The organism is Methylobacterium fujisawaense, assembly GCF_039619325.1.
GTDB classification, from domain to species: Bacteria; Pseudomonadota; Alphaproteobacteria; order Rhizobiales; family Beijerinckiaceae; genus Methylobacterium; species Methylobacterium fujisawaense.
In genome coordinates, this window is the sequence record NZ_CP155000.1 from 5825202 (window position 1) to 5850642 (window position 25441).

The 25441-nt window shown below is 71.2% G+C and carries 20 protein-coding genes; 10 read left to right on the forward strand and 10 right to left on the reverse strand.

Features of this window, described 5'->3' with window-relative positions:
• Positions 1-35: 35 nt before the first annotated feature.
• The 4 genes from ABC766_RS27685 to ABC766_RS27700 all read right to left on the reverse strand — a co-directional run bounded on the left by ABC766_RS27685 (position 36) and on the right by ABC766_RS27700 (position 5743).
• Positions 36-1013: an FAD:protein FMN transferase gene (locus tag ABC766_RS27685; protein WP_345819980.1), complete on the reverse strand. Its 978-nt coding sequence runs from the start codon at positions 1011-1013 to the stop codon at positions 36-38.
• On the reverse strand, positions 1010-3175 hold the full coding sequence (locus ABC766_RS27690) for a 4Fe-4S binding protein (protein ID WP_345819981.1): 2166 nt from the start codon (positions 3173-3175) through the stop codon (positions 1010-1012). Before ABC766_RS27690 ends, ABC766_RS27685 begins: the two co-directional genes overlap by 4 nt.
• A gap of 328 nt (positions 3176-3503) precedes the next feature.
• The gene (locus tag ABC766_RS27695) at positions 3504-4511 is read right to left on the reverse strand and encodes a YVTN family beta-propeller repeat protein (protein WP_345819982.1); all 1008 of its coding nucleotides are present in this window, start codon (positions 4509-4511) and stop codon (positions 3504-3506) included.
• The gene (locus tag ABC766_RS27700) at positions 4508-5743 is read right to left on the reverse strand and encodes an ABC transporter substrate-binding protein (protein WP_345819983.1); all 1236 of its coding nucleotides are present in this window, start codon (positions 5741-5743) and stop codon (positions 4508-4510) included. The genes ABC766_RS27695 and ABC766_RS27700 overlap by 4 nt, the downstream gene beginning before the upstream one ends.
• Positions 5744-5961: 218 nt before the next feature.
• Between ABC766_RS27700 and pedF the strand changes: the two genes are divergently transcribed.
• The 9 genes from pedF (at position 5962) to ABC766_RS27745 (ending at position 14609) form a co-directional block, all read left to right on the forward strand.
• The gene (gene pedF / locus ABC766_RS27705) at positions 5962-6390 is read left to right on the forward strand and encodes a cytochrome c-550 PedF (RefSeq protein ID WP_236961383.1); all 429 of its coding nucleotides are present in this window, start codon (positions 5962-5964) and stop codon (positions 6388-6390) included.
• On the forward strand, positions 6380-7240 hold the full coding sequence (locus ABC766_RS27710) for a substrate-binding periplasmic protein (RefSeq protein WP_345819984.1): 861 nt from the start codon (positions 6380-6382) through the stop codon (positions 7238-7240). Before pedF ends, ABC766_RS27710 begins: the two co-directional genes overlap by 11 nt.
• Positions 7241-7587: 347 nt before the next feature.
• Positions 7588-9357 (forward strand): PQQ-dependent methanol/ethanol family dehydrogenase, encoded by a 1770-nt coding sequence (locus ABC766_RS27715; RefSeq protein WP_053610266.1) that lies wholly within the window; start codon positions 7588-7590, stop codon positions 9355-9357.
• A 175-nt stretch (positions 9358-9532) separates the two neighbouring features.
• Positions 9533-10192, forward strand: a complete 660-nt coding sequence (locus ABC766_RS27720; protein WP_043353911.1) for a response regulator — start codon at positions 9533-9535, stop codon at positions 10190-10192.
• Between the two features lie 394 nt (positions 10193-10586).
• Positions 10587-11078 (forward strand): MarR family winged helix-turn-helix transcriptional regulator, encoded by a 492-nt coding sequence (locus tag ABC766_RS27725; RefSeq protein WP_345819985.1) that lies wholly within the window; start codon positions 10587-10589, stop codon positions 11076-11078.
• Complete coding sequence (locus ABC766_RS27730; protein WP_345819986.1) at positions 11075-13126, forward strand: FUSC family protein; 2052 nt, start codon at positions 11075-11077, stop codon at positions 13124-13126. Before ABC766_RS27725 ends, ABC766_RS27730 begins: the two co-directional genes overlap by 4 nt.
• Positions 13123-13332 carry a DUF1656 domain-containing protein gene (locus tag ABC766_RS27735; protein ID WP_043355775.1) on the forward strand — a complete coding sequence of 70 codons (210 nt, stop codon included), beginning with the start codon at positions 13123-13125 and terminating at the stop codon, positions 13330-13332. Before ABC766_RS27730 ends, ABC766_RS27735 begins: the two co-directional genes overlap by 4 nt.
• On the forward strand, positions 13329-14255 hold the full coding sequence (locus ABC766_RS27740; RefSeq protein WP_043355777.1) for an efflux RND transporter periplasmic adaptor subunit: 927 nt from the start codon (positions 13329-13331) through the stop codon (positions 14253-14255). The genes ABC766_RS27735 and ABC766_RS27740 overlap by 4 nt, the downstream gene beginning before the upstream one ends.
• Positions 14256-14321: 66 nt before the next feature.
• Positions 14322-14609, forward strand: a complete 288-nt coding sequence (locus ABC766_RS27745; protein ID WP_287090757.1) for a hypothetical protein — start codon at positions 14322-14324, stop codon at positions 14607-14609.
• Positions 14610-14835: 226 nt separating this feature from the next.
• Here ABC766_RS27745 and ABC766_RS27750 read toward each other — a convergent pair whose 3' ends face one another.
• From ABC766_RS27750 to ABC766_RS27775, 6 genes are all read right to left on the reverse strand, one after another.
• Positions 14836-16308, reverse strand: a complete 1473-nt coding sequence (locus ABC766_RS27750) for an NAD-dependent succinate-semialdehyde dehydrogenase (RefSeq protein WP_051976304.1) — start codon at positions 16306-16308, stop codon at positions 14836-14838.
• Positions 16301-18313: an acyl CoA:acetate/3-ketoacid CoA transferase gene (locus tag ABC766_RS27755; protein WP_345819987.1), complete on the reverse strand. Its 2013-nt coding sequence runs from the start codon at positions 18311-18313 to the stop codon at positions 16301-16303. The genes ABC766_RS27750 and ABC766_RS27755 overlap by 8 nt, the downstream gene beginning before the upstream one ends.
• A 375-nt stretch (positions 18314-18688) precedes the next feature.
• Positions 18689-19819 (reverse strand): class III poly(R)-hydroxyalkanoic acid synthase subunit PhaC, encoded by a 1131-nt coding sequence (phaC, locus tag ABC766_RS27760; protein WP_345819988.1) that lies wholly within the window; start codon positions 19817-19819, stop codon positions 18689-18691.
• Positions 19812-20642 (reverse strand): poly(R)-hydroxyalkanoic acid synthase subunit PhaE, encoded by an 831-nt coding sequence (locus ABC766_RS27765; protein ID WP_043388213.1) that lies wholly within the window; start codon positions 20640-20642, stop codon positions 19812-19814. Before ABC766_RS27765 ends, phaC begins: the two co-directional genes overlap by 8 nt.
• Before the next feature lie 179 nt (positions 20643-20821).
• Complete coding sequence (locus ABC766_RS27770; RefSeq protein WP_345819989.1) at positions 20822-21997, reverse strand: iron-containing alcohol dehydrogenase; 1176 nt, start codon at positions 21995-21997, stop codon at positions 20822-20824.
• Between the two features lie 43 nt (positions 21998-22040).
• Complete coding sequence (locus ABC766_RS27775) at positions 22041-23693, reverse strand: acetolactate synthase large subunit (RefSeq protein WP_053610259.1); 1653 nt, start codon at positions 23691-23693, stop codon at positions 22041-22043.
• A gap of 263 nt (positions 23694-23956) precedes the next feature.
• Here ABC766_RS27775 and ABC766_RS27780 point away from each other — a divergent pair, with 263 nt between their 5' ends.
• Positions 23957-25441 carry a DUF2252 domain-containing protein gene (locus tag ABC766_RS27780; protein WP_342143724.1) on the forward strand — a complete coding sequence of 495 codons (1485 nt, stop codon included), beginning with the start codon at positions 23957-23959 and terminating at the stop codon, positions 25439-25441.

A 25441-nucleotide genomic window follows, 5' to 3' on the forward strand; every position in this document is an offset into this window, starting at 1 on the left:
TCCGGGCCTCGCCCCGTGTCCCGGAGCCGGATGTGTCAGCCCTTGCCGGTGAAGCGCACGGCGCAGCCCGGACGGGCCGCGACGAGGCCCGCGCCGCGCGCGCGGCCGAGGACCATGCAGGCGGTCGACAGCCCGTCGGCGGCGAGCCCCGTCGGCGCGGTCACCGTCACGGACGACAGGGCGCGCGGCGACCGGCCGGTGGCCGGATCGAAGATGTGATGGTCGGCGCGGTCGTCCGAGAAGCTCATGTTGTAGTCGCCCGAGGTCGCGGCGAAGCCCGTGAACGGGGCGATGACGGCGGCGACCGCGCCGGGATGGCGGGGATCGGCCAGCCCGAGGCGCCAGGGCGTGCCGTCGGGATGCGCGCCGGCGGCGCCGAACTCGCCGGTATCCACGAAGGCGTCCGCGATCCCGCGCGCCCGGAGCGCCGCCATGACCTGGTCGGCGGCATAGCCCTGGACCAGGGCGTTCAGGGTCAGGGCCGTCCCGGGCTCCAGGACGACGCGGTCCGGCCCCACCTGCACCCGCCGCCAGCCAACCCGCGCCACGGCCGCGCGCAGGGCTTCCGCCCCGGGGCGCTCGCCGCGGGCGGCGGCCTGGGCCCAGACCGGCCAGAGCGGCTGGACTGTCGGGTCGAAAGCGCCGCCGGTCTCGGCCGCGAGGGCGAGGGCGAACCGCAGGAGGACGACGAGGTGCGGGTCGGGGGCCTCGAGAACGCCATCGCGATTGAGCCGCGCCAGGGCGCTGTCGGACCGGAACAGGCTGGCGGCGTCCTCAACGGCGCGCATCGCCGCGAACCCGTCGCTCAGCGCCGCCTCGATGGCGGATGGGTCGGGCCCCGCGGCGGTCAACGCCACGGTGGTGCCGAAGGCGAGCCCGGCGCGGGTGCGCAGCACCAGCCCCCTTGACGCCGCGGAGGCGCGGAACGCCGCGACGCCGCCGAGCGCGGCCAGCCCCGCGGCCCCGACGAGCAGCCGGCGCCGGCCGGGCGCGAAGCGGACCGGCGCGCTCATCCGACGGTCACCGGCCGGGGCGCGGCGCGGCGGCCCCGCTTGTGCGCCACCACCTGCGGCACGCACTGCCCGGGATCGTGGATGATCGTCACGCACTCCATGCACTGGAAGCACTCGGCGTAATCGACGCGGCCGGAGGGCGCGATGGCACCGTAGCGGCAGCGGACCTTGCAGAGCTGGCAGGGCGAGCCGCACTCCGCCCGGCGCGGGATCCAGTCGAGGATCCGGACCCGCCCGAGGAGGGCGAGGCCGGCGCCGAGCGGGCACAGGTAGCGGCAGAAGCCCTTGAAGACGAACAGGTTGAGGACCAGCAGCCCGGCCGCGTAGGCGACGAACGGCCATGCCCGGACGAAATACAGGGTGATGGCGGTCTTGAACGGCTCGACCTCGGACAATGTGTCGGCGAGGGGCGACCCTGCCGCGGCCGCGCCGAGGATGCCGGCGAGGACGACGTATTTCAGAGACCGCAGTGCCCGGTCGAGGCCGGGCGGCACCGCGACCGGGCGGATGCGCAGCGGCCGGGCCAGCAGCCCGACGAATTCCTGGAGCGCGCCGAAGGGGCAGAGCCAGCCGCAGAACGTGCCGCGCCCCCAGGCGACCAGGGCAACCAGCGCGAAGGCCCAGAGCACCAGCGAGGGCGGATCGTAGAGCAGGAAGGCGAGGTCGTGGGTCACCGTGGCGGCCCGCACGAGGCCGACGAGGGTCACGATCGACAGCTGCGCCTGCGCGAACCAGCCGACGAAGCCGAGGGTCAGCGCCAGGAAGCCGAGGCGGAAGAGGGCGAAGCGGCGCCGGTCCGCCACCAGCCCGCGCTGGCGGCTCAGGACCGGCACAAGCACCGCGAGCATCAGCCCGATCAGCGCGAGTTCGGGCGCCCGGGCCCGCCAGGGGTCGGTCCAGCTCGGCCCGTCATCCGGCCGGGACCGCGTGAACAGGTCGGCGGGCAGGGCGGTCTCGACCGTGAAGGTCCGGGCGATCTTCTCGGACAGGATCTGGCCGCGCTCGCGGACGATCGTCTCGGTCAGCACCCACGGCGCGGACGGGTCGAACCCGGCGGCCTGGTCGATCCGCAGGATCGTCCAGGGTCCGGGCGGCAGGCCCTCGGCGAGGCCGGCCCCGCGGCGCTCCACCGCCATGTCGCGGGCGTTCACGATCAGGCCGCCCTGGCTGATCGCCAGCCTTTCGGGAACGGCGCCCAGGACGAACCGGTCGCCGACCGGGTTCTCGGGCGCGTCCTCCGGTCCGGCGCTGATCACCATCACGGCGTGGTTGCCGGGGCCGAGTTCGTGCATCAGCGCGTCGTAGCGGGCCTGCCCCAGCAGGTTGCGGCCGATCGCGGGCGGGTCCAGCGCGGCGACGTACAGGTCGGTCAGGGCGGCATCGGGCGGTCCCTCGGACGGGTCCGCCACGCCGGTGCCCCTGAAGGCCGACGCGGCGTCGGCGTTCGTCACCATCAGCCGCTTCACCCAGCCGCAGGCGAGGAGGTCGGCCAGGGCCAGGGGCTGGTAGAGATCGGGCCTGGCCTCGACCTTCAGCCCGACATTGGCCGCCCCGAAGCCGAGCTTCGCGCGGGCGACCGCCAGCGCCGAGGCCAGGATCGACTGGTTGATCACCCGCGTCGAGGCGGTGGCCATGGAGATGCCGTCCACCGTGGTCTGGGGCGCGGCGCCGGCGGCCCGTGCGTTCGGCCGGCCGACCCGGATCGCCTGCCGGGCCGAGAGGCCCGCATACTGCTCGACGAAGGCGAAGAGCGGCTCCGGGCCTAGGCCCTCCAGGAAGACCGGCTCGTGATGCGAGAGCACCGTCACGTCCCGGAAGGTGCCGTCGGGGGCGAGCGCGATCAGCAGGTCGGGAGGCGTGCCGCCGAAGCCGGGGATCGGCGCGAGATCGACGGATTCGAAGGCGTAGGCGAAGACCTCGTAGGACCCGGCCTGCTGCTTCAGGATGGGCCAGACCGGGAGCCTGTCGTCCTTCTCGCCAACGACCAGCGGAGGCGGGAAGTGTCGTTCGATGGCGGCCCGATCGAGCTGGCCGGCGGCAGCAGGGTGCGCGAGCAGGACAGCGAGAAGCAGCAATGCGGCGCGCAGGAGCAGGCCCGCGCCCCGGCCACCACCCACCGCGGCCCGAGGCGCGGGCGGCTGCGGAGACGCTCCGCACCGCATCGGCCGGGCCTTCCGCCTGCCTCCGCCCCTGGCAGCGTCGGTCACGCATCCGGGTTGAACACGGCCGCTGGCGGCAGAGCGCGACGGGCCCCCTCTCCCGTGCGGGAGAGGGCTGGGGTGAGGGATCGGAACGTCCAACATGGAGCACGCCGTCGACGTGCCGGTCCGCTGCGCCTTATCCGGATGCCGCACGTCCCTCACCCTGTCCCTCTCCCGCACGGGAGAGGGGACCCGCGCTCCGTCCCGTAGCCGCGTCGCCGCTGCCGATGCGTGGATCCGATCGCCCTCACGGGAGCGGGTGATGCGGCCATGCGCAATCGCGGAAGATTCACGGCACCGCACCGGCGGCGCGCCCGTCCGGCGCCTGCGCGGGCGTCATCGGCCGCGCCGCCGCACCCCAGGGGAAGCGGCCGACCTTCACGGTCTTGATCGGCTTGAACGTCGCGGCGTCGATCACCGTCACGTCGCCGGAGACGCCGTTGGTGGCGAAGAGCCGCGTGCCGGCCGCGTTCAGGGCGAGCTGCCAGACCCGGCGGCCGACCAGGATGTAGCTCTCGACCGCATAGGTCGCGGTATCCACCACCGCGACCCGGTCGGACGGCCCCAGGGCCACGAAGGCGTGGCGCCCATCCTTCGAAAGCCGGATGCCCACCGGCTGGATCCGGTCGGCCGCGATCCCCTTAACGGCGAATTCGATCGTCCGCATCACCTGGCGGGTGGCGACGTCGATCACCGACACGGTGCCGCCGATCTCCGAGGATGCCCAGAGCCGGGCCCCGTCCGCCGTGAAGGCGGCGAAGCGCGGCCGCTGGCCGACCGGCGTGGCGTCCACCGCCGCCAGGCTCTTGGTATCGATCCAGTGGACCATGTTGGTGGTCTCGGAGGTCGTGACGGCGGTGCGGCCGTCCGGGCTCACCGCGACGCCTTCCGGCTCGATGCCGACATCGATCTGCGCCAGCACCTTGCGGCTCTGCGCGTCGACCACCGTGGTGGTGGCGTTCTCCTCGTTGGCGATGAACAGGGTGCGCCCGTCCGGCGCCAGGGCGAACTGCTCCGGATCCTCGCCGGAGGGCAGATTGTGCCGCACCTCGCCGGTATCCGGATCGATCACCTGCACGGCATCGGAATCGCTGGCGCAGACGTAGAGGGCCCGCCCATCCTGCGAGAAGGTCAGCCCGCGGGGCCGACGGCCGACCGGGAAGGTGCGCAGCACCTCCAGGCTGTCGCCGTCGATCACCGAGACGGTGTTGTCGCGCTCGTTCGAGACGAAGATCTCCTCGGCCCGCGCGGGGCCTGCGAGGCAGAGGAGCAGCGCGAGGGCGGCGAGCCGGCTCATCCTGATGTCCCCGAGAAGGCGCGGCAGGCACTCTCGGGCTCGTCGAGGCCGAGGGTGTCGAGTTCCGTGCGGTGGTGGAGGAAGCCCTCGATCGGCGCCGTCGCGGTCACGGCCCCGGGCCAGAGCAGGAAGACCGGCTGGCGCAGCTGCCCGTCCCAGGCACGGAAGCTCAGGGGGCGCCCCTTGAAGCCGCCGATCTCGAAGCCGGGCGCCGTCAGGGCGGCGCGGACCGTCGCGGGATCGGCGCTGCGCGCCTTCACGGCCGCCTCGCCGACCGCATGCACCGCCATCCAGCCGGCCCAGTCGACGGGCCGCATGGCGCGGCCGGCGAGCTTCCGGAACCGGCCCTGGAGCTGCACGGCGGCCCAGGCTTCCACGGGGCGCCCCCAGGCGGCCGGCGCAAGGCCCTGGGTGCCGACCAGGGGGCGGGGGGAGGCGGTGTTGTAGTTCAGGCTCGCGCCGAACGCGCCCGCCTCGTCGGCCACCGCGACCACGTCGTGCTCGGGCCCGCGGGTCGGCAGGGCGAACTCGCGCAAAGCCGTGTCGCGGACGTCGCCGCCCTGCGGGTCGTAGCGCGACTCGGCGACGATCCGCGCGCCGAACTTCCGGGCGCTGCGCCGCAGCGCCTCGGCGTAGAGCGCATCACCCGGCGCCGGCCCGGTCACCAGCAGGATCCGGGACCAGCGCTTGAAGGCGAGGAACTGCACCAGCGCGTCGGCCAGCATGGCGCGGGACGGCAGGACGTGGAGCAGGTTCCGCCGGCAATCGGCGTCGCGCAGGCGCGTGTCCGGGGCGCCGATGTTGAGGAGCACGCTGCCCTTCGCCTCCGGCAGGTCGGCGAGGGCGAGGACGTCGGCGGCCGGCGCGTTGAGCACCACGAAGCGGCGGTCGGCGAGATCCCGGAAGGCCTGACGGATGTCGTCGCCCGGCTCGACCACCTTCGCGTCGAGGCCGAAGCTCAGGCCGAGGAAGCGGCCCGTGGCGTTCGAATCCTTCAGGCCGAGTTCCGCGCCCTTCGCCCCCTCATCGGCGGGGGTCGGATCCTCGTTGTTCAGCGGCACCGGCCGCTCGACCCGCCGCTCCAGGTACTGGATCGTCAGGGGCGGACCCGCCGGCGCGGGCGTGGCCCGCCCGGGCGAGACCGGCGCGAGAGCCGCCAGGACGACGGCCAGCCGCAGGGCGGCCTGCGGCCCTCCGCGTTTCCTGGCCCGTCGCGCACCGGAGGACACCATCCCCGCCCGTTTCCTCCAGCCCCGCGTCCCTTGTCGTTGAGCCGGAGTCTAGAAGCGGAGTTGTGCCCGCCGATATTGGACCAAGGTGCACCCATCAATCATGACGCAGTGCAACACAAGTCGTGGATGGCGATCAGCCGATAGATCCGTACCAAAGCATAATGGGTCCGCTGCCCGAACCTTGCTAACCCTCGTCCAACAACGAGGGGAGGCGGCGGATGCGCACCATGAAGACGGCGGCGGGCGGCATGCTCGCGGCGCTGGGGCTGGCCCTCGCCGCCGGCAGCGCCCTCGGACACGGCGACGTCCAGCCCCAGCCGGTCAACACCGACGGCCTGAAGCCGCTCGGCACCGAGTGGGTCGCCGAGAACCCCTACAAGGGCGACAAGCACGCCATCGCGATCGGCGCCTCGGGCTTCAACCAGAACTGCGCCCGCTGCCACGGCCTGGAGATGATCTCCGGCGGCCTCGCCCCGGACCTGCGCTACCTGCCGCAGGGCAAGGAGGGCGACGAATACTTCGTCGAGCGCATGAAGCACGGCGCCGTCATCAACGGCGTGACCAAGATGCCGGCCTTCGACGGGGTGATCTCGCAGGAAGGCCTCTGGGCGATCCGCAGCTACATCGAGTCGAAGCATGAGGAGTAGTGCGCGGCTCCTCCTCGCCTGCGGATTGCTCCTGACCCTCCGGTTCCAGCCGGAGGCGGCCGCGCGCCCGCTCGATCAGGTCGTGGCGGACGGCACCCTGCGGGTGGCGGTCTACGGCGACAACGCGCCGTTCTCCGACGCCGGGACGGGCAAGGCCCGGGGTATCGATGCCGATCTCGCGCAGGCCATCGCCGACAGGCTGAAGGTGAAGCTCGACCTGCGCGTGGTCGATGCCGGCGAGAACGTGGATGGCGACCTGCGCCTGAACCTGTGGCGGGGCGATCTCGCCGGCACGCCGCTTGCCGACCTGATGCTGCACGTGCCGACCGACCGGCAGCTCGCCCTGCGCAACGAGCAGGTGTTCTTCACCGCCCCGTATGTCGAGCAGGAGATCGCCTTCGCGTACCGGAAGGACGCCCTGGAGGGCTTCGACAGGCTCGACGACATCGGCGACAGGACCGTCGCCCTGGAAGGCACCAGCGCCGCCGACCTGATGCTGCTGACCGCGCAGGGCGGCCGCTTCCGCCCGAACCTGAAGCATTACAAGAGCTTCGAGGAGGCCGCGACGGCCTATCTCGCCGGCGAGGCGCCGATCCTGGCGGGCACCCGCGCGGCGATCGAGGCCGCCCTGTTCGCCGCGAAGGCCCCGAAGGACGACAACCCGATCGCCACGATCCCCTCGACCGGGCTGGTGAAGACCCGCTGGGAGATCGGCGGCGCGGTGCGCACCGATTCCCGCGACCTCGCCTACGCGGTCGGGGACGCGATCACGGCGCTGAACGCGGACGGCGGCCTCAAGGCGATCTGCGAGACCTACGGCGTCACCTACACGCCGCCGAAGGGGTACTGAGCGCCTCCGTCTTTGCGAGCACAGCGAAGCAATCCAGACAGCGCGCCATCTTGGGATGTTGCGCCACCCTGGGTCGCTTCGCTGCGCTCGCGATGACGGCAAGGGCGAACATCAGATTTCGTGAATGGGATGCCCCGCAGATCCGTGCCGATTTGAGCGCCGATCTCGACGAATACATTACATTCGCGAGCCAGCAGAATGGCCTCATTGGACCAATGGCCAATAAGACTTTCCTGAGAACAGCGATAGCGTCGTTCTCCAAGGGGGCGCCCCGCGACTCGTGCGGATCGCGCCGAAACCCGAAAGCTCCGGCCGCAGGGACCGGAGACGATCACGGAGGAGACGTCATGAGAATGCGGACCCGGTTCCTCGCCGCGGTGGGCGTCGCCGCCCTCGTGGCGGGCGGTGCCCTGCCGGCCATGGCCCAGGGGGTGAGCGAGCAGGACATCATCAACGACGCCAAGACGCCCGGCGACGTCGTCACCTACGGCCTCGGGCCGCAGGCCCAGCGGTTCAGCCCGCTGAAGACCCTCAACCGCGACAACATCAAGAGCCTCGTGCCGGCGTGGTCGTTCTCGTTCGGCGGCGAGAAGCAGCGCGGCCAGGAGAGCCAGGCGCTGGTCAAGGACGGCATCATCTACGTCACGGGCTCGTATTCGCGCATGTACGCGATCGATTCCCGCACCGGCGAGAAGAAGTGGGAATACGATGCCCGCCTGCCGGAGGGCATCCTGCCCTGCTGCGACGTGGTGAACCGCGGCGCCGCCCTCTACAAGGACAACGTCTATTTCGGCACGCTCGACGCCAAGCTCGTCGCCCTGAACACCAAGACCGGCAAGGTCGTCTGGCGCAAGGACATCGACGACTTCAAGGCCGGCTACAGCTACACGGCCGCCCCGATCATCGTGAAGGGCAAGATCATCACCGGCGTGTCGGGCGGCGAGTTCGGCGTGATCGGGCGGATCGAGGCCCGCGACGCCGAGACCGGCGAGGTGGTCTGGAAGCGCCCCGTGATCGAGGGCCACATGGGCGAGCTCAACGGCAAGCCCTCGACCATGACCGGCAAGGTCAACGAGAGCTGGCCGGGCGACATGTGGAAGTTCGGCGGCGGCGCCACGTGGCTCGGCGGCACCTACGACCCCGAGACCAACCTGATCTACTTCGGCACCGGCAACCCGGGCCCGTGGAACTCCTGGTTGCGGCCGGGCGACAATAAGTGGACCTCCTCGCGCCTCGCCCTCAACCCCGACAACGGCGAGATCGTCTGGGGCTTCCAGACCACCCCGCACGACGGCTGGGACTTCGACGGCGTCAACGAGTTCGTGCCGTTCGACCTGAACAAGGGCGGCAAGACCATCAAGGCCGGCGCCACCGCCGACCGCAACGGCTTCTTCTACGTCCTCGACCGCACCAACGGGAAGTTCATCTCGGCGACGCCGTTCGTCGAGAAGATCAACTGGGCCAAGGGCATCGATGAGAACGGCCGCCCGATCTACAACGAGGAGAACCGGCCCGGCGACCCGAGCAAGGCCCAGGGCGACGACAAGAAGGGCAAGTCGGTCTTCGCGGTGCCGAGCTTCCTCGGCGGCAAGAACTGGATGCCGATCGGCTACAGCCCCGACACCAAGCTGTTCTACGTGCCGTCCAACGAGTGGGGCATGGATATCTGGAACGAGCCGGTGAACTACAAGAAGGGCGCCGCCTATCTCGGCGCCGGCTTCACCATCAAGCCGGTCTTCGACGACCATATCGGCTCGCTCAAGGCGATCGACCCGACCTCCGGCAAGGTCGTCTGGGAGTACAAGAACAAGGCCCCGCTCTGGGCCGGCGTGCTCACCACCGCGGGCAACCTCGTCTTCACCGGTACCCCGGAGGGCTTCCTGAAGGCCTTCGACGCCAAGACCGGCGAAGAGGTGTGGAAGTTCCAGGTCGGCACCGGCGTGGTCTCCTCGCCGATCACCTGGGAGCAGGACGGCGAGCAGTGGGTCGGCGTCGCGGCCGGCTGGGGCGGCGCGGTGCCGCTGTGGGGTGGCGAGGTCGCCAAGTCCACCGCCGGCATCAACCAGGGCGGCAGCTTCTGGGCGTTCAAGCTGCCGAAGACAGTGGCGGCGCGCTGACGGCGCGCAACCGAAAGCGTGTCGGCCTTCCCGGGCCGGCACGCCTGGGCCTCGGGGTGCGGCGTTCGTCTCAACACCCGCTTGCGCCCCGGGGCCGCATCGATCACCCTTCGGACCTCCCGCCCGCGTGTTCGGCGGATCCTGTGAGGATCTCGAGCGAAGGACCGAGGTCTGCGTGAATCTCCTCATCGTCGACGACCACCCGCTGTTCCGCGACGCCCTGGCGGCCACGATCCGCCTCGCGCATCCGGACGCGGTCCTTCACGAGGCGGACGGGATCGAGGCGGCCTGCGCGGTGCTCGCCGCGAATCGCAGCATCGACCTGACGCTCCTCGACCTCTCCATGCGGGGCGTGACCGGCTTCGACGGGTTGATCACCATCCGGGCGAGCTTTCCGCGGATCCCGATCCTGATCGTCTCCGGCCACGAGGATCCGCGCATCGTGCGCGAGGCGCTCCAGCACGGCGCGGCGGGCTTCGTCCCGAAGGCCATGGACAAGGCGACGCTCACCCGGGCGATCACCGAGGTGATGCGCGGGGCGCTGTTCTTGCCGCCGGGTCTCGCCGAGGCCACGACGCCCGCACCAAGGAGCAAGAAGGCGCCGCTCCCCGAGCGCCTCGCCCGGCTGACGCCGCAGCAATTGCGGGTGCTGATGATGATCCGGCAGGGCAAGCTCAACAAGCAGATCGCTCACGAACTGCAGGTCGGTGACTCGACCGTGAAGGCGCACGTCTCGGAAATCCTGCGCAAGCTCGAGGTCATCAGCCGGACGCAGATCGTGATCGATACGGCGTCGCTGGACTTCGACCAGATCCACAACACGCATCCGGCCTGACGGCGCGGCTGCGAGACCGACACGCCTCTGATCGGCGCCCCCCCCCCGCTCCACCTCATCCTGAGGTGCCGGAGCGCAACGGAGGCCTCAAGGCGGGCTCCAGCCAGCCGCGCGATCCCTAAAACCCGCCTTCGAGGCCCGCTGATGCGGGCACCTCGGGATGAAGGGGCGGGATGCACTGGCCCGCTCACCGTTCCGCACACGTGCGTGCCGTACCCTGAGCTGCATTCCGCTGACGCTGCACACTCCCGCGACGAGGGACGTGCCCATTCGTCGCCCGCAACCCTGACCGCCCACGATGTCATCCTGTCCAAATCGATATGATGCTATCTATCAGTATGTGAACTGATTGATCCGGCGTCTTCGCCGGGTCCTCGCGGCGGGGGATCAGACCGTGACCGACATCGACGATCCCAGGACGCGCGAGCGGCTGCAGCAGGCCATCACGCACGCGTTGCTGACGACGGGACGCCACTGGCGGCGCGCCGCCAACAATGTCGCGGAGGCGCATGGCCTGTCCGACGCCACCGCGCACCCGCTGATCATCATCGGCCGGATGGAAGAGGAACCGCGCCAGAACGTCCTGGCGGAGGCCGTCGGCATCGAAGGCCCCTCGCTGGTCCGCCTCCTCGACCAGCTCGCCGCCGCCGGGCTGGTGGTCCGCCGCGAGGATCCGTCCGACCGCCGCGCCAAGGTGCTGGGTCTGACCCCGCGCGGACGGCAGGTCTTCGAGGAGATCGAGGCGGCGCTCTCGACCCTGCGCGCGCGGGTCTTCGCTGAGGTCGACGACGCCGATCTCGAAGCCAGCCTGCGGGTCTTCGCGGCGCTCCAGCGCTACGGGCGGGAGGCCGCCGCGGCCGCCCCCGAGCTGGAGCCGGCGTCGTGACCCTTCCCGGATGGCGCGACTGGGCGTTCGCGCTGAAGACCTACGCGGCGGCGATGCTCGCCCTGTTCCTCGCGCTCTGGATCGACCTGCCGCGGCCCTACTGGGCGGTGGGCACCGTCTACATCACCAGCCAGGTCCTCTCGGGCGCGACGCGCGCGAAGGCCGTCTACCGCGTCGGCGGCACCGTGCTCGGCGCGGCGGTGAGCGTCATGCTGGTGCCGAACCTCGTCAACGAGCCGATCCTGCTGAGCCTCGCGGTGGCCCTCTGGGTCGCGCTCTGCCTCTACGTCTCGCTTCTCGATCGTACCCCGGCGAGCTACCTGCCGATGCTCGCCGGCTACACGGCGGCGCTGATCGGCTTCCCCGCCGTCGAGGATCCCGGGGCGATCTTCGACACCGCCGTGGCGCGGGCCGAGGAGATCTCCCTGGGGATCCTCTGCGCCAGCCTCGCCGCCACGCTGATCCTGCCGCAATCGGCGGCCCCCCTGATCGTCGGGCGTCTGAATCTCTGGCTGGCGGAAGCCCGTGCGTGGATCCAGGGCGCCCTCGCGGCGGCCCGGGCGCCGGAGGCTGCCGGGACGAGCCAGGGCCGCCGCCTGCGCCTCGCCTCGGACGCCCTCGGCCTCGATGCCCTCGGCCTGGCCCTGCGCAACGAGGCGACGGGCGCGGAGCGCGCCGCGGAGGCCTTCGCGCCGCTGCGGCAGCACATGCTGATGGTCCTGCCGATCGTCGCCGCCGTGGCGGACCGCGTCGAGACCTTGGAGCGGGCGGGCGCGCTGCCGGCGCGGGTCCGGTCGTTCCTGTCGGACCTCGCCGTCTGGCTCGCCGACGAGGCGGATGAACCGGAGCGCGCCGCGCATCTGCGCGGCCGGATCGACGGGTTCGAGCCGACCCTCGGCCGGAATCCGGACTGGACCACGCTGCTGCTCGCGAGCCTCGCGGCACGCCTGCGCGACGTCATCGACCTGCGGCAGGACCTGCGGGCACTCCGTGGCCACCTTGCCGCCGGGACGCCGCCGCGGGCGCCGCTCGCCTTCGCCTACACGGCTCGGGTCCGGTCCATCCGCCACCGCGACCATGGGCTGGCGGCGTTCTCGGCCTTCGGGGTGTTCGTGGGCCTGCTGGTCTGCTGTGCGATCTGGATCGCCACCGGCTGGCCAGACGGATCCGCGGCGCCGATGATGGGCGCGGTCGCCTGCTGCCTGTTCGCCGCGCAGGACGATCCCGCGCCGCAGATCCTGAGCTTCACCAACTCGGCGCTCGTCGGCGCCCTCGGCGCGGGCCTCTACCTGTTCGCCGTGCTGCCCCTCGCCACCTCCTTCGAGATGCTGGCCCTGGCGCTCGCGCCGGCCCTGATCCTCTGCGGCCTGATGATGACGCAGCCGCGCACCGCCCCGATGGGCATGGGCGCGGCGCTGAACGGCGCGACGCTTCTGGCGCTCCAGAACGGCTACAGCGGCGACTTCGCGCCCTTCGCCAACGGGGTGATCGCCTCGGTGGTGGGCATGTGGGTCGGCGCGGTGGTCACCCGGCTGATCCGCTCGGTGGGCGCCGGCTGGAGCGCCCGGCGGCTCGTGCGGATCAACCGGCAGAGCCTCGCAGCCGCCGCGGACGGGCGCGGCACCGGCCACGGCCTCGAACTCGCTGCCCTGATGCTCGACCGCATCGGGCTGATCGCCCCGCGGCTGGCGACGCTGCCGGCCGAGACGTCGGCTTCCGTGGGCGACCTGCTGGCCGATGTCCGGGTGGGCATCAACCTCGTTGAGGTCCGTCGGGTGCGCCGGCGGCTGACGGGTCCGCCCCGGACCGCCGTCGACCGGGCCCTCGCGCTGGCGGCGCGCCAGCTCCGCGGCCGGACCGGCCGACCGGATTCGGCGCTCCTGGCGGCGCTGGACGACGGGCTCGCCGCCGTCGCGGATGCGGCCCCCGCGCCGGAGCGGCGGGCCGCCCTGATCGGACTCACCGGCCTGCGCCGCGGGCTCTTCCCCGACGCGCCGGCCTACCGGGCGGCGCCCCCCGCGCGGGACGACCGGGAGATGGCGGCATGATGGGCGAGATCGACCTCTACGGCGTGTTCGTGCCGGGCCTCGCGCTCTGGATGGCTATCGCCTTCGCGCTCAGCCTGCCGCTCCGCCGTCTCCTGTCGGCGACCGGCTTCTACCGCCTCGTCTGGCACCGACCGCTCTTCGACCTCGCCCTCTACGTCGTCCTGCTCGGCGGCGTCGTGACCCTCGCCCACCGGACCCTGCAATGACCGCCCTGTTCTCCGTCCTCGGCCGCCTCCTGGTCACCCTCGGCATGGTCGCCGCGGCGCTGATCGTCGGCCTCGGCCTGTGGGATTACTACATGGATGCCCCCTGGACCCGGGACGGGCGCGTGCGCGCCGACGTCGTGGCGGTGGCCCCCGACGTGTCCGGCCTCGTCACCGAGGTGCTGGTGGAGGACAATCAGGTCGTGCGGAAGGGCGACGTCCTGTTCCGCATCGATCCGGACCGGTTCCGCATCGGGCTGCGGCAGGCGGAGGCGATGGTGGAGGGCCGCAAGGCCACCGCCGAGCAGACTGCCGCCGACTATGCCCGCTACAGCAAGCTCTCCGACGCGGCCGTCTCGCAGCAGAAGGTCGAGGCCACCAAGGCCGCCGACCTGTCCGCCCAGGCGGCCTACGAGCAGGCCCTGGCCGACCGCGACCTCGCCAAGCTCAACCTGGAACGCTCGGCAGTGCGGGCCTCGGTCAACGGCCGGATCACCAACATGGAGCTGCGGCCGGGCGCCTACGTCACCACGGGCCGCGGCGTCATGGCGCTGATCGACCGCGACACCGTCCGGATCGAGGGCTATTTCGAGGAGACCAAGCTGCCGCGCATCCGCGTCGGCGCGCCGGTCACCGTCCAGCTGATGGGCGAGGACGGCGTGCTCACGGGCCGCGTGGCGAGCATCGCGGGCGGCATCGGCGAGACTGGCCGCAGCGACGCCACCAACCTGCTGGCGAACGTCAACCCGACCTTCTCGTGGGTGCGGCTGGCCCAGCGCATCCCCGTGCGGATCACCCTCGACGGCGGCCCGGCGGACCCGCGGCTGGTCAGCGGCCGGACAGCGACGGTGTCGATCGCGCCGTCGGCGGGCGGGGAGGCCCTGCGCTGGCCCTGGACGGCGTGGCGGGAGGCGCTCGCCCGCTAAAGGCGACCGAACATTCCCGGCGCCGCCGGGTTGCCCTGACACGACCCACCATTGTCAGGAGTCCCCATGAAGACGATCCTCGCCCTCGCCACATCCCTCGTGCTCGCCACGTCCGGCGCGGCGCTGGCTCAGGCCCCCCAGACCGGCGGCGCCAACCAGGGCAACGTCAACAAGTCCGGCGCGGTGGGTGGCACCGGGACGGGAGCCGGCTCCATGGAGAGCACCGGCTCCACCGGCACCGGCATGGCGCCCGGCACCAGCGGCGGCCCGCGCGTCAGCACCCCGGGCGCGCCTGCCGGCAGCAGCTCGGGCAACGGCGCCACGGGCAGCGGCGCGGCGCCGAGCGGGCGGTAGACGGCCGCGGTCGCGCCGGAACGCGGCGGCTCGCTGAAGCGCGGGTCCCCTCTCCCGTGCGGGAGAGGGACAGGGTGAGGGATCAGGCCTGCCCGGAAACGGCGCAACCGGAAGCGCGACGCCGGCGCGCTTCATTCTGAGGTTTCGCATCCCTCATCCCAACCCTCTCCCGAACGGGAGAGGGGGCGACGCGCGCTCCCTAAAAGGCGTGCCGCCGGTTAAGCCTCTACGCGCCGAGGCCGCCCACGCAGAGGTACTTGGTGTTCAGGTAATCCTCGATGCCCTGATACGAGCCCTCGCGGCCGAGGCCGGATTCCTTCACGCCGCCGAAGGGCGCCACCTCGGTGGTGATGATCCCCTCGTTGATCCCGACCATGCCGTATTCCAGCGCCTCCGCGACCCGGAAGGTGCGGCCGAGGTCGCGGGTGTAGAAGTAGCAGGCGAGCCCGTACTCGGTGTCGTTGGCCATGCGGATCGCCTCGGCCTCGTCGCGGAACCGGAACAGCGGCGCCAGCGGCCCGAAGGTCTCCTCCCGGGCCACCGCCATGGCGGGGGTGGCGCCGGTGATCACGGTGGGCTCGAAGAACTGGCCGCCGAGCGCGTGCCGGTGGCCGCCCGCGATCACCCGGCCGCCCTTCTCGAGCGCGTCGCGGATATGCGCCTCGGTCTTCTCCACCGCGGCCATGTCGATCAGCGGCCCCTGGGCGACGCCGTCCTCGACGCCGTTGCCGACCTTCAGGCGGTTGGCCGCCTCGGCCATCTTCTCGGCGAAGGCGTCGTAGATCCCGTCCTGCACCAGGAAGCGGTTGGTGCAGATGCAGGTCTGGCCGGAATTGCGGTACTTGGCGAGCATCGCGCCGGCCACCGCCTTGTCGAGGTCGGCGTCGTCGAACACGATGAAGGGTGCGTTGCCGCCCAGCTCCATCGAGACCTTCTTCACCGTGTGGGCGGCCTGCTCCAGCAGCACCTTGCCGACCTCGGTAGAGCCCGTGAACGTGATCTTCTTGACGAGCGGATTGCCGGTCATCTCGGCGCCGATGGCGCGGGCCGAGCCGGTGAGAATGCTCACTACACCGGCCGGGAAGCCGGCGCGCTCGCACAGGACGCCCCAGGCGAGGCCCGAGAGCGGGGTCTGCGAGGCGGGCTTGATCACGATCGGGCAGCCGGCGGCCAGCGCCGGGGCGATCTTGCGGGCGATCATCGAGGACGGGAAGTTCCACGGCGTGATCGCCGCCACCACGCCCACCGGCTCCTTGGTGACGAGGATCTTGCGGTCGCCCCAGGGGGAGGGGACCACGTCGCCGTAGACGCGGCGCGCTTCTTCCGCGAACCACAGCACGTAGGCCGCCGACATGGCGACCTCGCCGCGGGACTCGGTCAGCGACTTGCCCTGCTCGGCGGTGAGGATCTGGGCGAGGTCCTCCTGATGCTCGGTGACGAGCGCCGCGAGCTTGCGCAGCAGCACGGCGCGCTCGTTGGCGGTCTTGGCGCGCCAGGCCGGGTAGGCCGCGTGGGCGGCCTTGATCGCCTGGGCCGTCTCAGCGGCGCCGGCATTCGGCACCCGGGCGATCAGGGCGCCGGTCGCCGGGTTGGTGACGTCGATGCTGCCGGAGCCGGCCTTCGACCATGTGCCGCCGATCAGGCAGGCATCGACCAGCAAGGCGCGGTCCGTCAGGGCGGGGGTCTCGAACTCAGGCATCCAACGGTTCCTTCGGCGGCTGCGATCTGTCGGGCTGGGACAGGCCGGGACGCGGCTTGAGGGGCACGCTCTGGGCGGTGTTCCGCGCCTGCGCCTCGGCTTTGGTCTCGAAGACATGGGGAGCCAGATCGCGGCTCGCCAACGAGGCGCCGAGTTTCAATCGCAGGAACGCGCTCGTGGTGTACCGCGACGCGGTCTCGTAATAGCGGTTCTCGAGATAGGCGATCGCCGAGAAATAGGCGTCGCTCACCGTCGGGTCGATCTCGAACCCGTCGTAATTGGCGATCAGGTGGACCTTGCGGCCGATCTCCTGGCAGGCGCGCTCGTATTCCCGGCGCACCAGCTCGACATCGTCGATGGTCCGCACCTGGAAGCCTTCCAGGTTCGAGAACAGGATGTTGCGCTCCGGGTCGTAGCTGATCCGCTCCGACAGCGAGAGGCCCAGCAGCCAGGGCTCCAGGGCCATCACGGCCTCGCGGAACAGGCGCGGATCCATCGGTTTCGGGTCCTGCACGATGGGCGCGAAACCCATCTGGCCCAGGATGTCCCGCGCGACGTCGATGCCCGGCGCGACCTCCACGAGCTCCATGCCGGCCCGCGTCCGCCGGAAGACGCAGCGCTCGGTCACGTAGAGCACCGGTTGGCCGCGCTCGGCCGCGTAGGCCCCCGAGAAGGTCACCTGCTCCACCGCGGCGATGAACTTCCGGGAGCGGCCCTCGGTGAGGATCCGGATGCCGCCATCCTCCACCGCGACCTTGAGCCCGTCGGCCGTGAAGGTGCCGGCGAAGACGAGGCTCTTGGCGTTCTGCGAGATGTTGATGAAGCCGCCCGCCCCCGCGAGCCGCTTGCCGAAGCGGCTGACGTTGACGTTGCCCTCCGCGTCGCACTGGGCGAGGCCCAGGCATGCGAGGTCGAGGCCGCCGCCGTCGTAGAAATCGAACTGCTGGTTCTGGTGCAGCACCGCGGCCGGGTTCAGGGCGGCGCCGAAATCGAGCCCGCCCTGCGGCAGGCCGCCGATCACGCCGGGCTCGGCGGTGAGCGTCAGGTATTTCAGCACCCGCTCCTCGGCGGCGACCGCCGCGACGCCCTCCGGCATGCCGATGCCGAGATTGACCACGCCGCCCGGCGGCAACTCGAAGGCGCAGCGCCGGGCGATGACCTTGCGGGCATCGAGCGCCATGGGGGCGATCCGGTCGAGGGGCACCCGCTGGCGGCCCGTGAAGGCGTGGTTGTAGGGCGTGCCGTAGGTCTGGCGGTGGTTCTCGGGCTGGCTGAGCACCACGCAATCGACCAGCACGCCGGGCACCTGCACCTCGCGCGGGTTGAGTGAGCCGGCCTCGGCCAGCCGCTCCACCTGCGCGATGACGAAGCCGCCCGAGTTCTTCGCCGCCATGGCGGCGGCGAGGTTGTCGAGGGTGAGCGCCTCGCGCTCCATGGTGATGTTGCCGGCGGGATCGGCCGTGGTGCCGCGGATCAGCGCGACGTTGATGGGAAACGCCTTGTAGTGGAGCCAGGATTCGCCGCCGAGCTCGACCACGCTGACGAGGTCCTCGTGCGTGACGGCGTTGAGCTTGCCGCCTTCGAGCCGCGGATCCACGAAGGTGCGCAGGCCCACCTTGGTGATGTGGCCCGGCGTATGGGCGGCGATCTCCCGGTAGAGGTGCGAGACCACGCCGAGCGGCAGGTTGTAGGCCTCGATCAGGCCCTCGACCGCCATGGCGCCGAGCTTCGGCACCAGGGCCCAGTGGCCGCCGACGACGCGGCGGACGAGGCCTGGGATCGCCAGCCGGTTGAGGCCGCGCTCCTTGCCGTCGCCGGGGGCGGCGGCGAACATCAGACCGAGCCCGTGCGGGCCGGCGCCGGATTCGAAGCGGCGGGCGAGCGCCAGGATCAGCTCGTCGGGCGTGCCGATGCCGACGAAGCCCGACACCGCCACCATGTCGCCGTCCTGCAGGATGGCGACCGCCTCGTCGGCGCTGACGATCTTGTTCTTCAGGCTGCCCATCGGGTGATCCTCGGCGCCCGGGATGCGGCCGGAGCGGCTGCGCTCGCCCTTCTCCGGGAAGCGACGATGTCCATCGGCCCGGATTGAACGCTGGCCTCCGCGGCAGATCGCGAGGCGCCCCCTCTCCCGTGCGGGAGAGGGTCGGGGTGAGGGACGGGATGCGTCAGGATGGAGCACGCCCTCGAAGCGCCGTCAGGTCGCGCCTTTATCGGACGGACCTGATCCCTCACCCTGTCCCTCTCCCGCACGGGAGAGGGGACCCGCGCTTGATCCCGCCGCCGCGGCGCCGCGCACGATGGGTGTGTCCATCGGACACCCCCGCAGTGGGGGGAGGGGAGGGGCGTCGTGCTCATCGAGAACCGTCGGGCCGACATCCTACCCCCGCTGGCCGAGCCAGTCGGCGATGCCCGACCCAAGCAGCTTCTGGGCCTTGCCGCCGACGAACACGCCGACATGGCCGCCGGGCAAACCCATCTCGGTGTAGTCGTCAGTGCCGATCCGGTCCTTCAGCGCCTGCGAGGTGGCGGGTGGGATGATGTGGTCGTCCTGGGCGAAGACGTTCAGCACCGGGCAGGTGATGGCCTTCAGATCCACCGTCCGGCCGCCGAGCTCGAAGGCACTCTGGACCAGCTTGTTGTCCTGGTAGAGATCCTTCAGCCACTGCTTGGCCGCCTCGCCGGGATGGTCCGGACGGTCGGCGATCCACTTCTCCATCCGCAGGAAGTTCAAAAACTTCTTCTTGTCGTCGAGGGCGTCGAGCAGGTCGAGGTTGTACTTCGTCAGGGTGCGCATCGGCGTCATCATGGAGAACACCGAGCCCATGAAAGCGCCGGGCAGGGAGCCCTGCGCGTCGATCAGCCGGTCCACGTCCTCGGGCGTCAGCGAGCGCGTCCAGACATTGATGAAGCCGTGGCCGGCGCGGGCATCCCGGGCATCGGCATGGAAGTCGATCGGCGTGATGGTCAGCACCATCGCGTTGACGGTCTCGGGGTAGAGCGCCGCGTAGCAGGTGGTGAAGACCCCGCCCTCGCAGATCCCGAGCAGGCTGATCCTGTCGCGCTTCGCCGCCTCCTGGATGACGGCGACGCACTCGGCGAGGTAGCCGTCCACGTAATCGTCGATGGTGACGTAGCGGTCGGCCCGGCCGGGATTGCCCCAATCGACCACGTAGAGGTCGAGGCCGAGATTCAGCAGGTTGCGAACCAGCGAGCGGTCCTCCTGCAGGTCGGCCATCGTGTAGCGGCCGATCAGGCCGTAGACGATCAGGACGGGCGGCAGGCCCTTACTCTCGGCGAGGGGCCGGTAGCGGAAGAGCCGGACCTTGTCCTGGCTCCAGACCAGATCCTTCGGCGTGGTGGCGATCGCGACATCCGCGTCGCTGACATCGGCGAACAGCTTGGCCCCCTCGCTGATCCGGCGGCCGAGGGTGCCGACTTCGGCCAGCAACGCGGCGGGTGTGAGATTCAGCGGAGCGGCCGGCCCCTTCGGGCTTTCCTGGTCAGCCATGGGCTTCCTTCCCGACCTCTGAACCACCCGCCTGCGCGACCTTGCCGGCCTGCCGGCGCTCGCGGCGGAGCGCCCGCACCTCGCGGCGCAGCTCGGTGAGGCTCTTGTGGACGTCGTCGAGCTCGGCCCGGGTCGGCTGGCCGTAGAACTCGGACAGGAAGGCCGCGACATCCTGCTGGGCCAGCCGGAGATCGGTGGAGGCCCGCAGCACCGCCCGCTGCGAGGCCAGGAACTTGTCCGAGCGCTGGACCTCCAGCAGGACCGCGTTGGCGGTCTCGATCCAGCGCGTCATCATCTCCCGGGCGGAGGCGAAGCTCTCGCCGCGCTCGGCGCGGGCATTGGCCTCCTGGGCGAAGGTGCCGGCGGCGCGGGTCCAGGCGTCGAGCATCACGGCCTGATGCTCGCTCTGCGCTCGCCGCAGCGTCGCCCAGGCGGTGAACAGGGCCGCGTAGCGTCGCTCGGTCTGCCACAGGTCGGCGAGCTGCGGGCCCTCGGCCATGCGGGTCAGCGCGGCGTCGAACTCGCCCGAGCCGCCGAGCCAGGCCTGGGGATCGAAGATCCGGGCGAGCACCGCCCCGGCGGTCGGGTCCGGCGCCCCGGGGCCGCCCTGGAGCGATGTCGCGAGTGTCTGCGAGAGGGTGTTGGCGGCGGTCCAGGCCTCGGTGAGCTTGGACTGGGCGGCGGCCATGCCGGCGAGATCGGGTGCCGGAAAGGTCGGCCAGCCGAAGCCGGGCGCGGATGGCCCCAGACCCTGTGTGAAGAAGCCCGTGCCCGCCCGGGTCCAGAACTCGCCCATCGCCCGGAACGCGTCGAACTGGTCCATGCTGGCGTTTCTCCTCACAGCCCTAGGGCTGAAACGTCGCCTCCGTCCTTGCGAGCGGAGCGAAGCAATCCAGCAGCGTCTCGCTCGGCGAGGTCGCGCTGCCCTGGGTCGCTTCGCTGCGCTCGCGATGACGGCGTGGCCGGGACTGGCCGAGCGGCAGTCCAGCGCCGCTTCCGCCCTCACGCCGCCGGGCGTGCCTCGCCCAGCGCCTCGGCGTAGATCGCGAAGGCGTCGTCGTAGGTGACCTCGCGCGGGTTGTTCACGAGGAGCCGCGTCTGCTTCATCGCGTCGGAGGCCATGCGCTCCAGGTCCTGCCGGGCGACGCCGACCTCGGCGAGGGACGCCGGAACCTTGCAGTCGCGGCAGATCGCGTCGAGGCTCTCCACGAAGCGCTTGGCGGCCTCGGACGGCGGCAGATCCGCGGCCGCGGGATCGAGGATCGGCGCCAGCTCGGCGTAGAGCGCCTCCGCGTGCGAGAGGTTGAAGCGCATCACCCCCATCAGCACGAGCGCGTTCGAGAGCCCGTGCGGCACGTGGAAGATCGCCCCGACCGGGTAGGCCAGGGCGTGGACCGCCGCCACCGGCGCGTTGGCGAAGGCCATGCCGGCGAGCATCGAGCCGAGCAGCATGCCGGAGCGCGCCTCGAGATTCGCCCCGTCCGTGCAGGCGGTGCGGATGTTGGACGAGAGCAGCGCCAGCGCTTGCTTGGCGAGCTGGTCGGAGATCGGGTTCTTCTTGTTCTTGCTGGTGAAGGCCTCGATGGCGTGGACCATGGCGTCGATGCCGGTGGCGGCCGTCACGTGGGACGGAAGGCCTACCGTCAGCTCCGGGTCGAGCACCGCCCAGTCGGGCAGGAGCTTCGGCGCGACGACGCCCTTCTTCTCGGTGGTCGGCGTCGTGACGATCGAGATCGGCGTCACCTCCGAGCCGGTGCCGGCGGTGGTCGGCACGAGGATCAGCGGCAGGCGGTCGCCCGTGGCGAGGCCGACGCCGTAGATCGCGTCGAGCGGCTCGTCGGACTTGGCGAGGTAGGCGACCAGCTTGGCGGTATCGAGCGCCGAGCCGCCGCCGATCGACAGGACGAGGTCGGTCCCGAGCTCCCGGGCGCGCTTGGCCGCCGCCTCGATCACCGTGGAGGGCGGATCGGCCACCACGTCCTCGTAGACGTCGAGGCTGACGCCGGCCTCCGCCAAAGCCGCCTCGGCGGCCTTCGTGAGCCCGGCGCCGCGCACGCCCTTGTCGGTGACCAGCAGGACGCGCTTCGCCCCGAAGCGGCCGACGATCTCGGGCAGCTTCCTGGAGGCGCCGGCCTCGAACAGCACGTTCGGCGTGGTCTGGAAGGTGAACGGGTTCATCGCGCTGCCCTGTCTTGCATGCCGACCATCTGCGAAACCGAAATCACTCGGCCGGCTCGAAATCCTTCACCTTGGCGCGCAGCTCGTCGACCAGCACGCGGGTGTTCTCCGAGTAGTCGATCGGGACCGCCACGAGGTGGACGCCGCCCGCCGCGAAGGCCCGGTCGAGGGTCGGCACGAGGTCGTTGACCGACTCGACCCGGTGGCCGGTGGCCCCGTACGACTTGGCGTAGAGCACGAAGTCCGGGTTGCTGAAGGTCATCCCGTAATCGGCGAACTTGTCGACCGCCTGCTTCCAGCGGATCATCCCGTAGGCCGAGTCGTCCAGCACCAGCACCACGAGGTTGAGCTTGAGGCGGACCGCGGTCTCCATCTCCTGGCTGTTCATCATGAACCCGCCGTCGCCGCACACCGCCATGACGCGCCGGTTCGGGTAGAGCATCGCCGCCATCATGGCCGAGGGCAGGCCCGCGCCCATCGTGGCCAGCGCGTTGTCGAGGAGCAGCGTATTGGCGACGTAGGTCCGGTAGTTCCGGGCGAACCAGATCTTGTACATCCCGTTGTCGAGGCAGACGATGCCGTCCTCCGGGATCACCCGGCGCACGTCGCGCACGAGCCGCTGCGGCGTCACCGGGAACCGGTCTTCGCCGGCCCGGTCGGCGATGTGGTTGAGGATGTGCTCGCGCAGGTGGAGCAGGGCGCCGGCGTTGGGGAGCTTGCCGTCGAGTTGGTCGGCGAGCAGCTTCAGGGTGGGGCCGAGGTCGCCCACCACCTCGGCGTCGGGATAGTAGACCTGCTCGACATTGGCCGGCATGTAGCTGATGTGCAGGACCTTCTGGTCGTGCTGGCCCATGAAGAAGGGCGGCTTCTCGATCGTGTCGTGGCCGATGGCGATGATCAGGTCGGCCCGGTCGATCGCCTCGTGGACGTAGTCCCGCTCGGAGAGCGCCGCCGTGCCCATGTAGAGGTTCGTGCCGCTCGCCACCGTGCCCTTGCCCATCTGGGTGGTGAAGAACGGGATCTGGGTCCGCTGCACGAAGCCGCCGAGTTCGCCGGTGGCCCGGGGGCGGCTCGCGGCGGCGCCCAGCATGATCAGCGGGCGCTCGGCCTTCAGGATCATGGCGGCGGCGCGCGCGATTGCGGTGGGATGGGCCACCGGGATGTCGATCGGGTGCGAGGGCACGAGGTGGGCCTCGGCCTCCTCGGCCGCGATGTCCTCGGGCAGCTCCAGCAGCACCGGGCCCGGCCGCTCCTCGGTGGCGACCCGGAAGGCGTCGCGCACGATGGTGGGGATCGAGGAGGCCGAGACGATCTGCCGGGCCATCTTGGTGATCGGCTTCATGGAGCTGATCACGTCGACGATCTGGAACTTGGCCTGCCGCGACGACAGGATGCCCTTCTGGCCGGTGATGATGATCATCGGCATCGCGCCGAGATGGGCATAGGCGGCGCCGGTGGAGAAGTTCAGCGCGCCGGGACCCAGGGTCGAGAGGCAGACGCCGGGGCGGCCGGTGAGGCGGCCATGGGTGGCGGCCATGAAGCTCGCCGCCTGCTCGTGGCGGGTCAAAATCAGCTCGATCTTGGAGTTGCGCAGGGATTCGACGACGTCGAGATTCTCCTCGCCGGGAATCCCGAAGATTCGGTCGACCCCCTCGTTCTCGAGGGCGGCGACGAGGAGATCTGAACCCTTGGGCATGCGAAGTCTCGCTGATGCAACGGCGTTCCCGGAACGCCCCGTCCACTTCCGGAACTCTGATCGCGACGCTGTGAACGGCCCGGCACCCGGAAACGCCCCGCGAATACTCGGTTCGTTAGAGGGCTCGCCTATAGAGTGGTCAAGGGCCGTTCGGGCCCGGGACGTCACAGAGCGGGGCCGATGCTACCGTATGGAAATCGCTCCCGGCTCGGGGGGGAGACCTGTACGGCCGCGGCCGCCCTGCATGCCGCGATGGGACATCGATGGATCGCATCGAGAGCGACAGGACTGCCCCGGAAACCGGCGTCTCCGACGCCCCGGGTATGGACTCGGTGCTCGCGCCGGTCGCGGAGTTTCCGCGGATCGACCTCCGCGTGGGCGTCGAGGCCTGGGACAAGCGCCGCAAGGCCGGCAAGCGGCTGCGCGCCGAGGTGCCCCATGCGAGCCAGGCCACGCTGGATCCCGGTCCGGACCGGCCCGACCCGATCGCCCTGATCGAGGCCGCGCATAAGGGCCGTCAGCCGCATCTGATCCCCTTGCGGGTCGCCCGGATGGCGTCCTCGCCCTTCGCGTTCCTGCGCGGGGCCGCCCATGTCATGGCCTGGGACCTGTCGCGCGGGCCGCGCAGCGGCATCGACGTGGTGATGAACGGCGACGCGCACACGGATAATTTCGGCCTGTTCGGTACGCCGCAGCGCGACGTCGTCCTCGACCTCAACGATTTCGACGAGGTCACGATCGGCCCGTGGGAATGGGATCTCAAGCGCCTCGCGGCCGGCCTCGCGGTCGCCATCGCGGATGCGGGCGCGCCGGCGGCCGAGCGGCGCGCGGCCGTCATGGAGGCGGTCTCCGGCTACCAGCACACGATGCGGCGCCTGGCGCCGCAGGGCTCCCTCGACGTCTGGTACCAGACCACGCGTGCCGACGCACCGCACATCGCCGGGTTGCAGATGGATGCCGAGGCCCGGGCCGTGGTGCGGCGGGCCGTCGACAAGGCGCGGCGACGGAACAACCGCAGCCTCCTCGCCCAGGTCGCCGAGCGGCGCACCGACGGCAGCTGGCGCCTGCAAACCGATCCGCCGATCCTGACGCCCGTGGACGAGGCGATCCGCGAGGGCGTCGTCACCGGTCTGGAGCGCTACGCCGAGACCCTGCCGCGGGAGCGGCGCTTCATGCTCGACCGCTACCACGTGGTCGATGTCGCCCATCGGGTCGTCGGCGTGGGCAGCGTCGGGACCCGCGCCTATCTGGCGCTGCTGTTCGGCAATTCCGACGCGGACGCACTCTTCCTTCAGGTCAAGGAGGCGGTCCGTCCGGCGCACGCGCCGTACCTGCCGCGGGTGCCGGCGCCCTTTTCCGGGCACGAGGGCGAGCGCGTGATCTACGGCCAGCGCCTGCTCCAGGCGGTGGGCGATCCGCTGCTCGGCTGGACCAGCATCGCGGGCCGCCCGTTCTACGTCCGGCAGATGAAGAATCTGAAGGGCGCGATCCCGCTGGCGCGGATGTCCGGCGCGCCGCTCCTGACCTTCTCATACGCCTACGGCACGCTCCTCGCCCGCGCCCATGCGCGGACCGGCGATGCGGCGGCGATCGCCGGCTATTGCGGCAGCGGCAAACACGACGACCTCTGCGCGGCGATCGCCGACTGGGCCGCGGCCTATGCGGAGCGCAATGCGGCCGATTTCGCGCTGTTCCGCGCGGCGATCGCGAGCGGCCGCCTGGAGACCGCGGACGATCCCTGCCTGTGA

Coding starts and splice junctions, on each gene's coding strand:
- ABC766_RS27685 (WP_345819980.1), bottom strand. CDS start 1,013: ATGAGCGCGCCGGTCCGCTTCGCGCCCGGCCGGCGCCGGCTGCTCGTC.
- ABC766_RS27690 (WP_345819981.1), bottom strand. CDS start 3,175: ATGCGGTGCGGAGCGTCTCCGCAGCCGCCCGCGCCTCGGGCCGCGGTG.
- ABC766_RS27695 (WP_345819982.1), bottom strand. CDS start 4,511: ATGAGCCGGCTCGCCGCCCTCGCGCTGCTCCTCTGCCTCGCAGGCCCC.
- ABC766_RS27700 (WP_345819983.1), bottom strand. CDS start 5,743: ATGGTGTCCTCCGGTGCGCGACGGGCCAGGAAACGCGGAGGGCCGCAG.
- pedF (WP_236961383.1), top strand. CDS start 5,962: ATGCGCACCATGAAGACGGCGGCGGGCGGCATGCTCGCGGCGCTGGGG.
- ABC766_RS27710 (WP_345819984.1), top strand. CDS start 6,380: ATGAGGAGTAGTGCGCGGCTCCTCCTCGCCTGCGGATTGCTCCTGACC.
- ABC766_RS27715 (WP_053610266.1), top strand. CDS start 7,588: ATGAGAATGCGGACCCGGTTCCTCGCCGCGGTGGGCGTCGCCGCCCTC.
- ABC766_RS27735 (WP_043355775.1), top strand. CDS start 13,123: ATGATGGGCGAGATCGACCTCTACGGCGTGTTCGTGCCGGGCCTCGCG.
- ABC766_RS27740 (WP_043355777.1), top strand. CDS start 13,329: ATGACCGCCCTGTTCTCCGTCCTCGGCCGCCTCCTGGTCACCCTCGGC.
- ABC766_RS27745 (WP_287090757.1), top strand. CDS start 14,322: ATGAAGACGATCCTCGCCCTCGCCACATCCCTCGTGCTCGCCACGTCC.
- ABC766_RS27750 (WP_051976304.1), bottom strand. CDS start 16,308: ATGCCTGAGTTCGAGACCCCCGCCCTGACGGACCGCGCCTTGCTGGTC.
- ABC766_RS27755 (WP_345819987.1), bottom strand. CDS start 18,313: ATGGGCAGCCTGAAGAACAAGATCGTCAGCGCCGACGAGGCGGTCGCC.
- phaC (WP_345819988.1), bottom strand. CDS start 19,819: ATGGCTGACCAGGAAAGCCCGAAGGGGCCGGCCGCTCCGCTGAATCTC.
- ABC766_RS27765 (WP_043388213.1), bottom strand. CDS start 20,642: ATGGACCAGTTCGACGCGTTCCGGGCGATGGGCGAGTTCTGGACCCGG.
- ABC766_RS27770 (WP_345819989.1), bottom strand. CDS start 21,997: ATGAACCCGTTCACCTTCCAGACCACGCCGAACGTGCTGTTCGAGGCC.
- ABC766_RS27775 (WP_053610259.1), bottom strand. CDS start 23,693: ATGCCCAAGGGTTCAGATCTCCTCGTCGCCGCCCTCGAGAACGAGGGG.
- ABC766_RS27780 (WP_342143724.1), top strand. CDS start 23,957: ATGGATCGCATCGAGAGCGACAGGACTGCCCCGGAAACCGGCGTCTCC.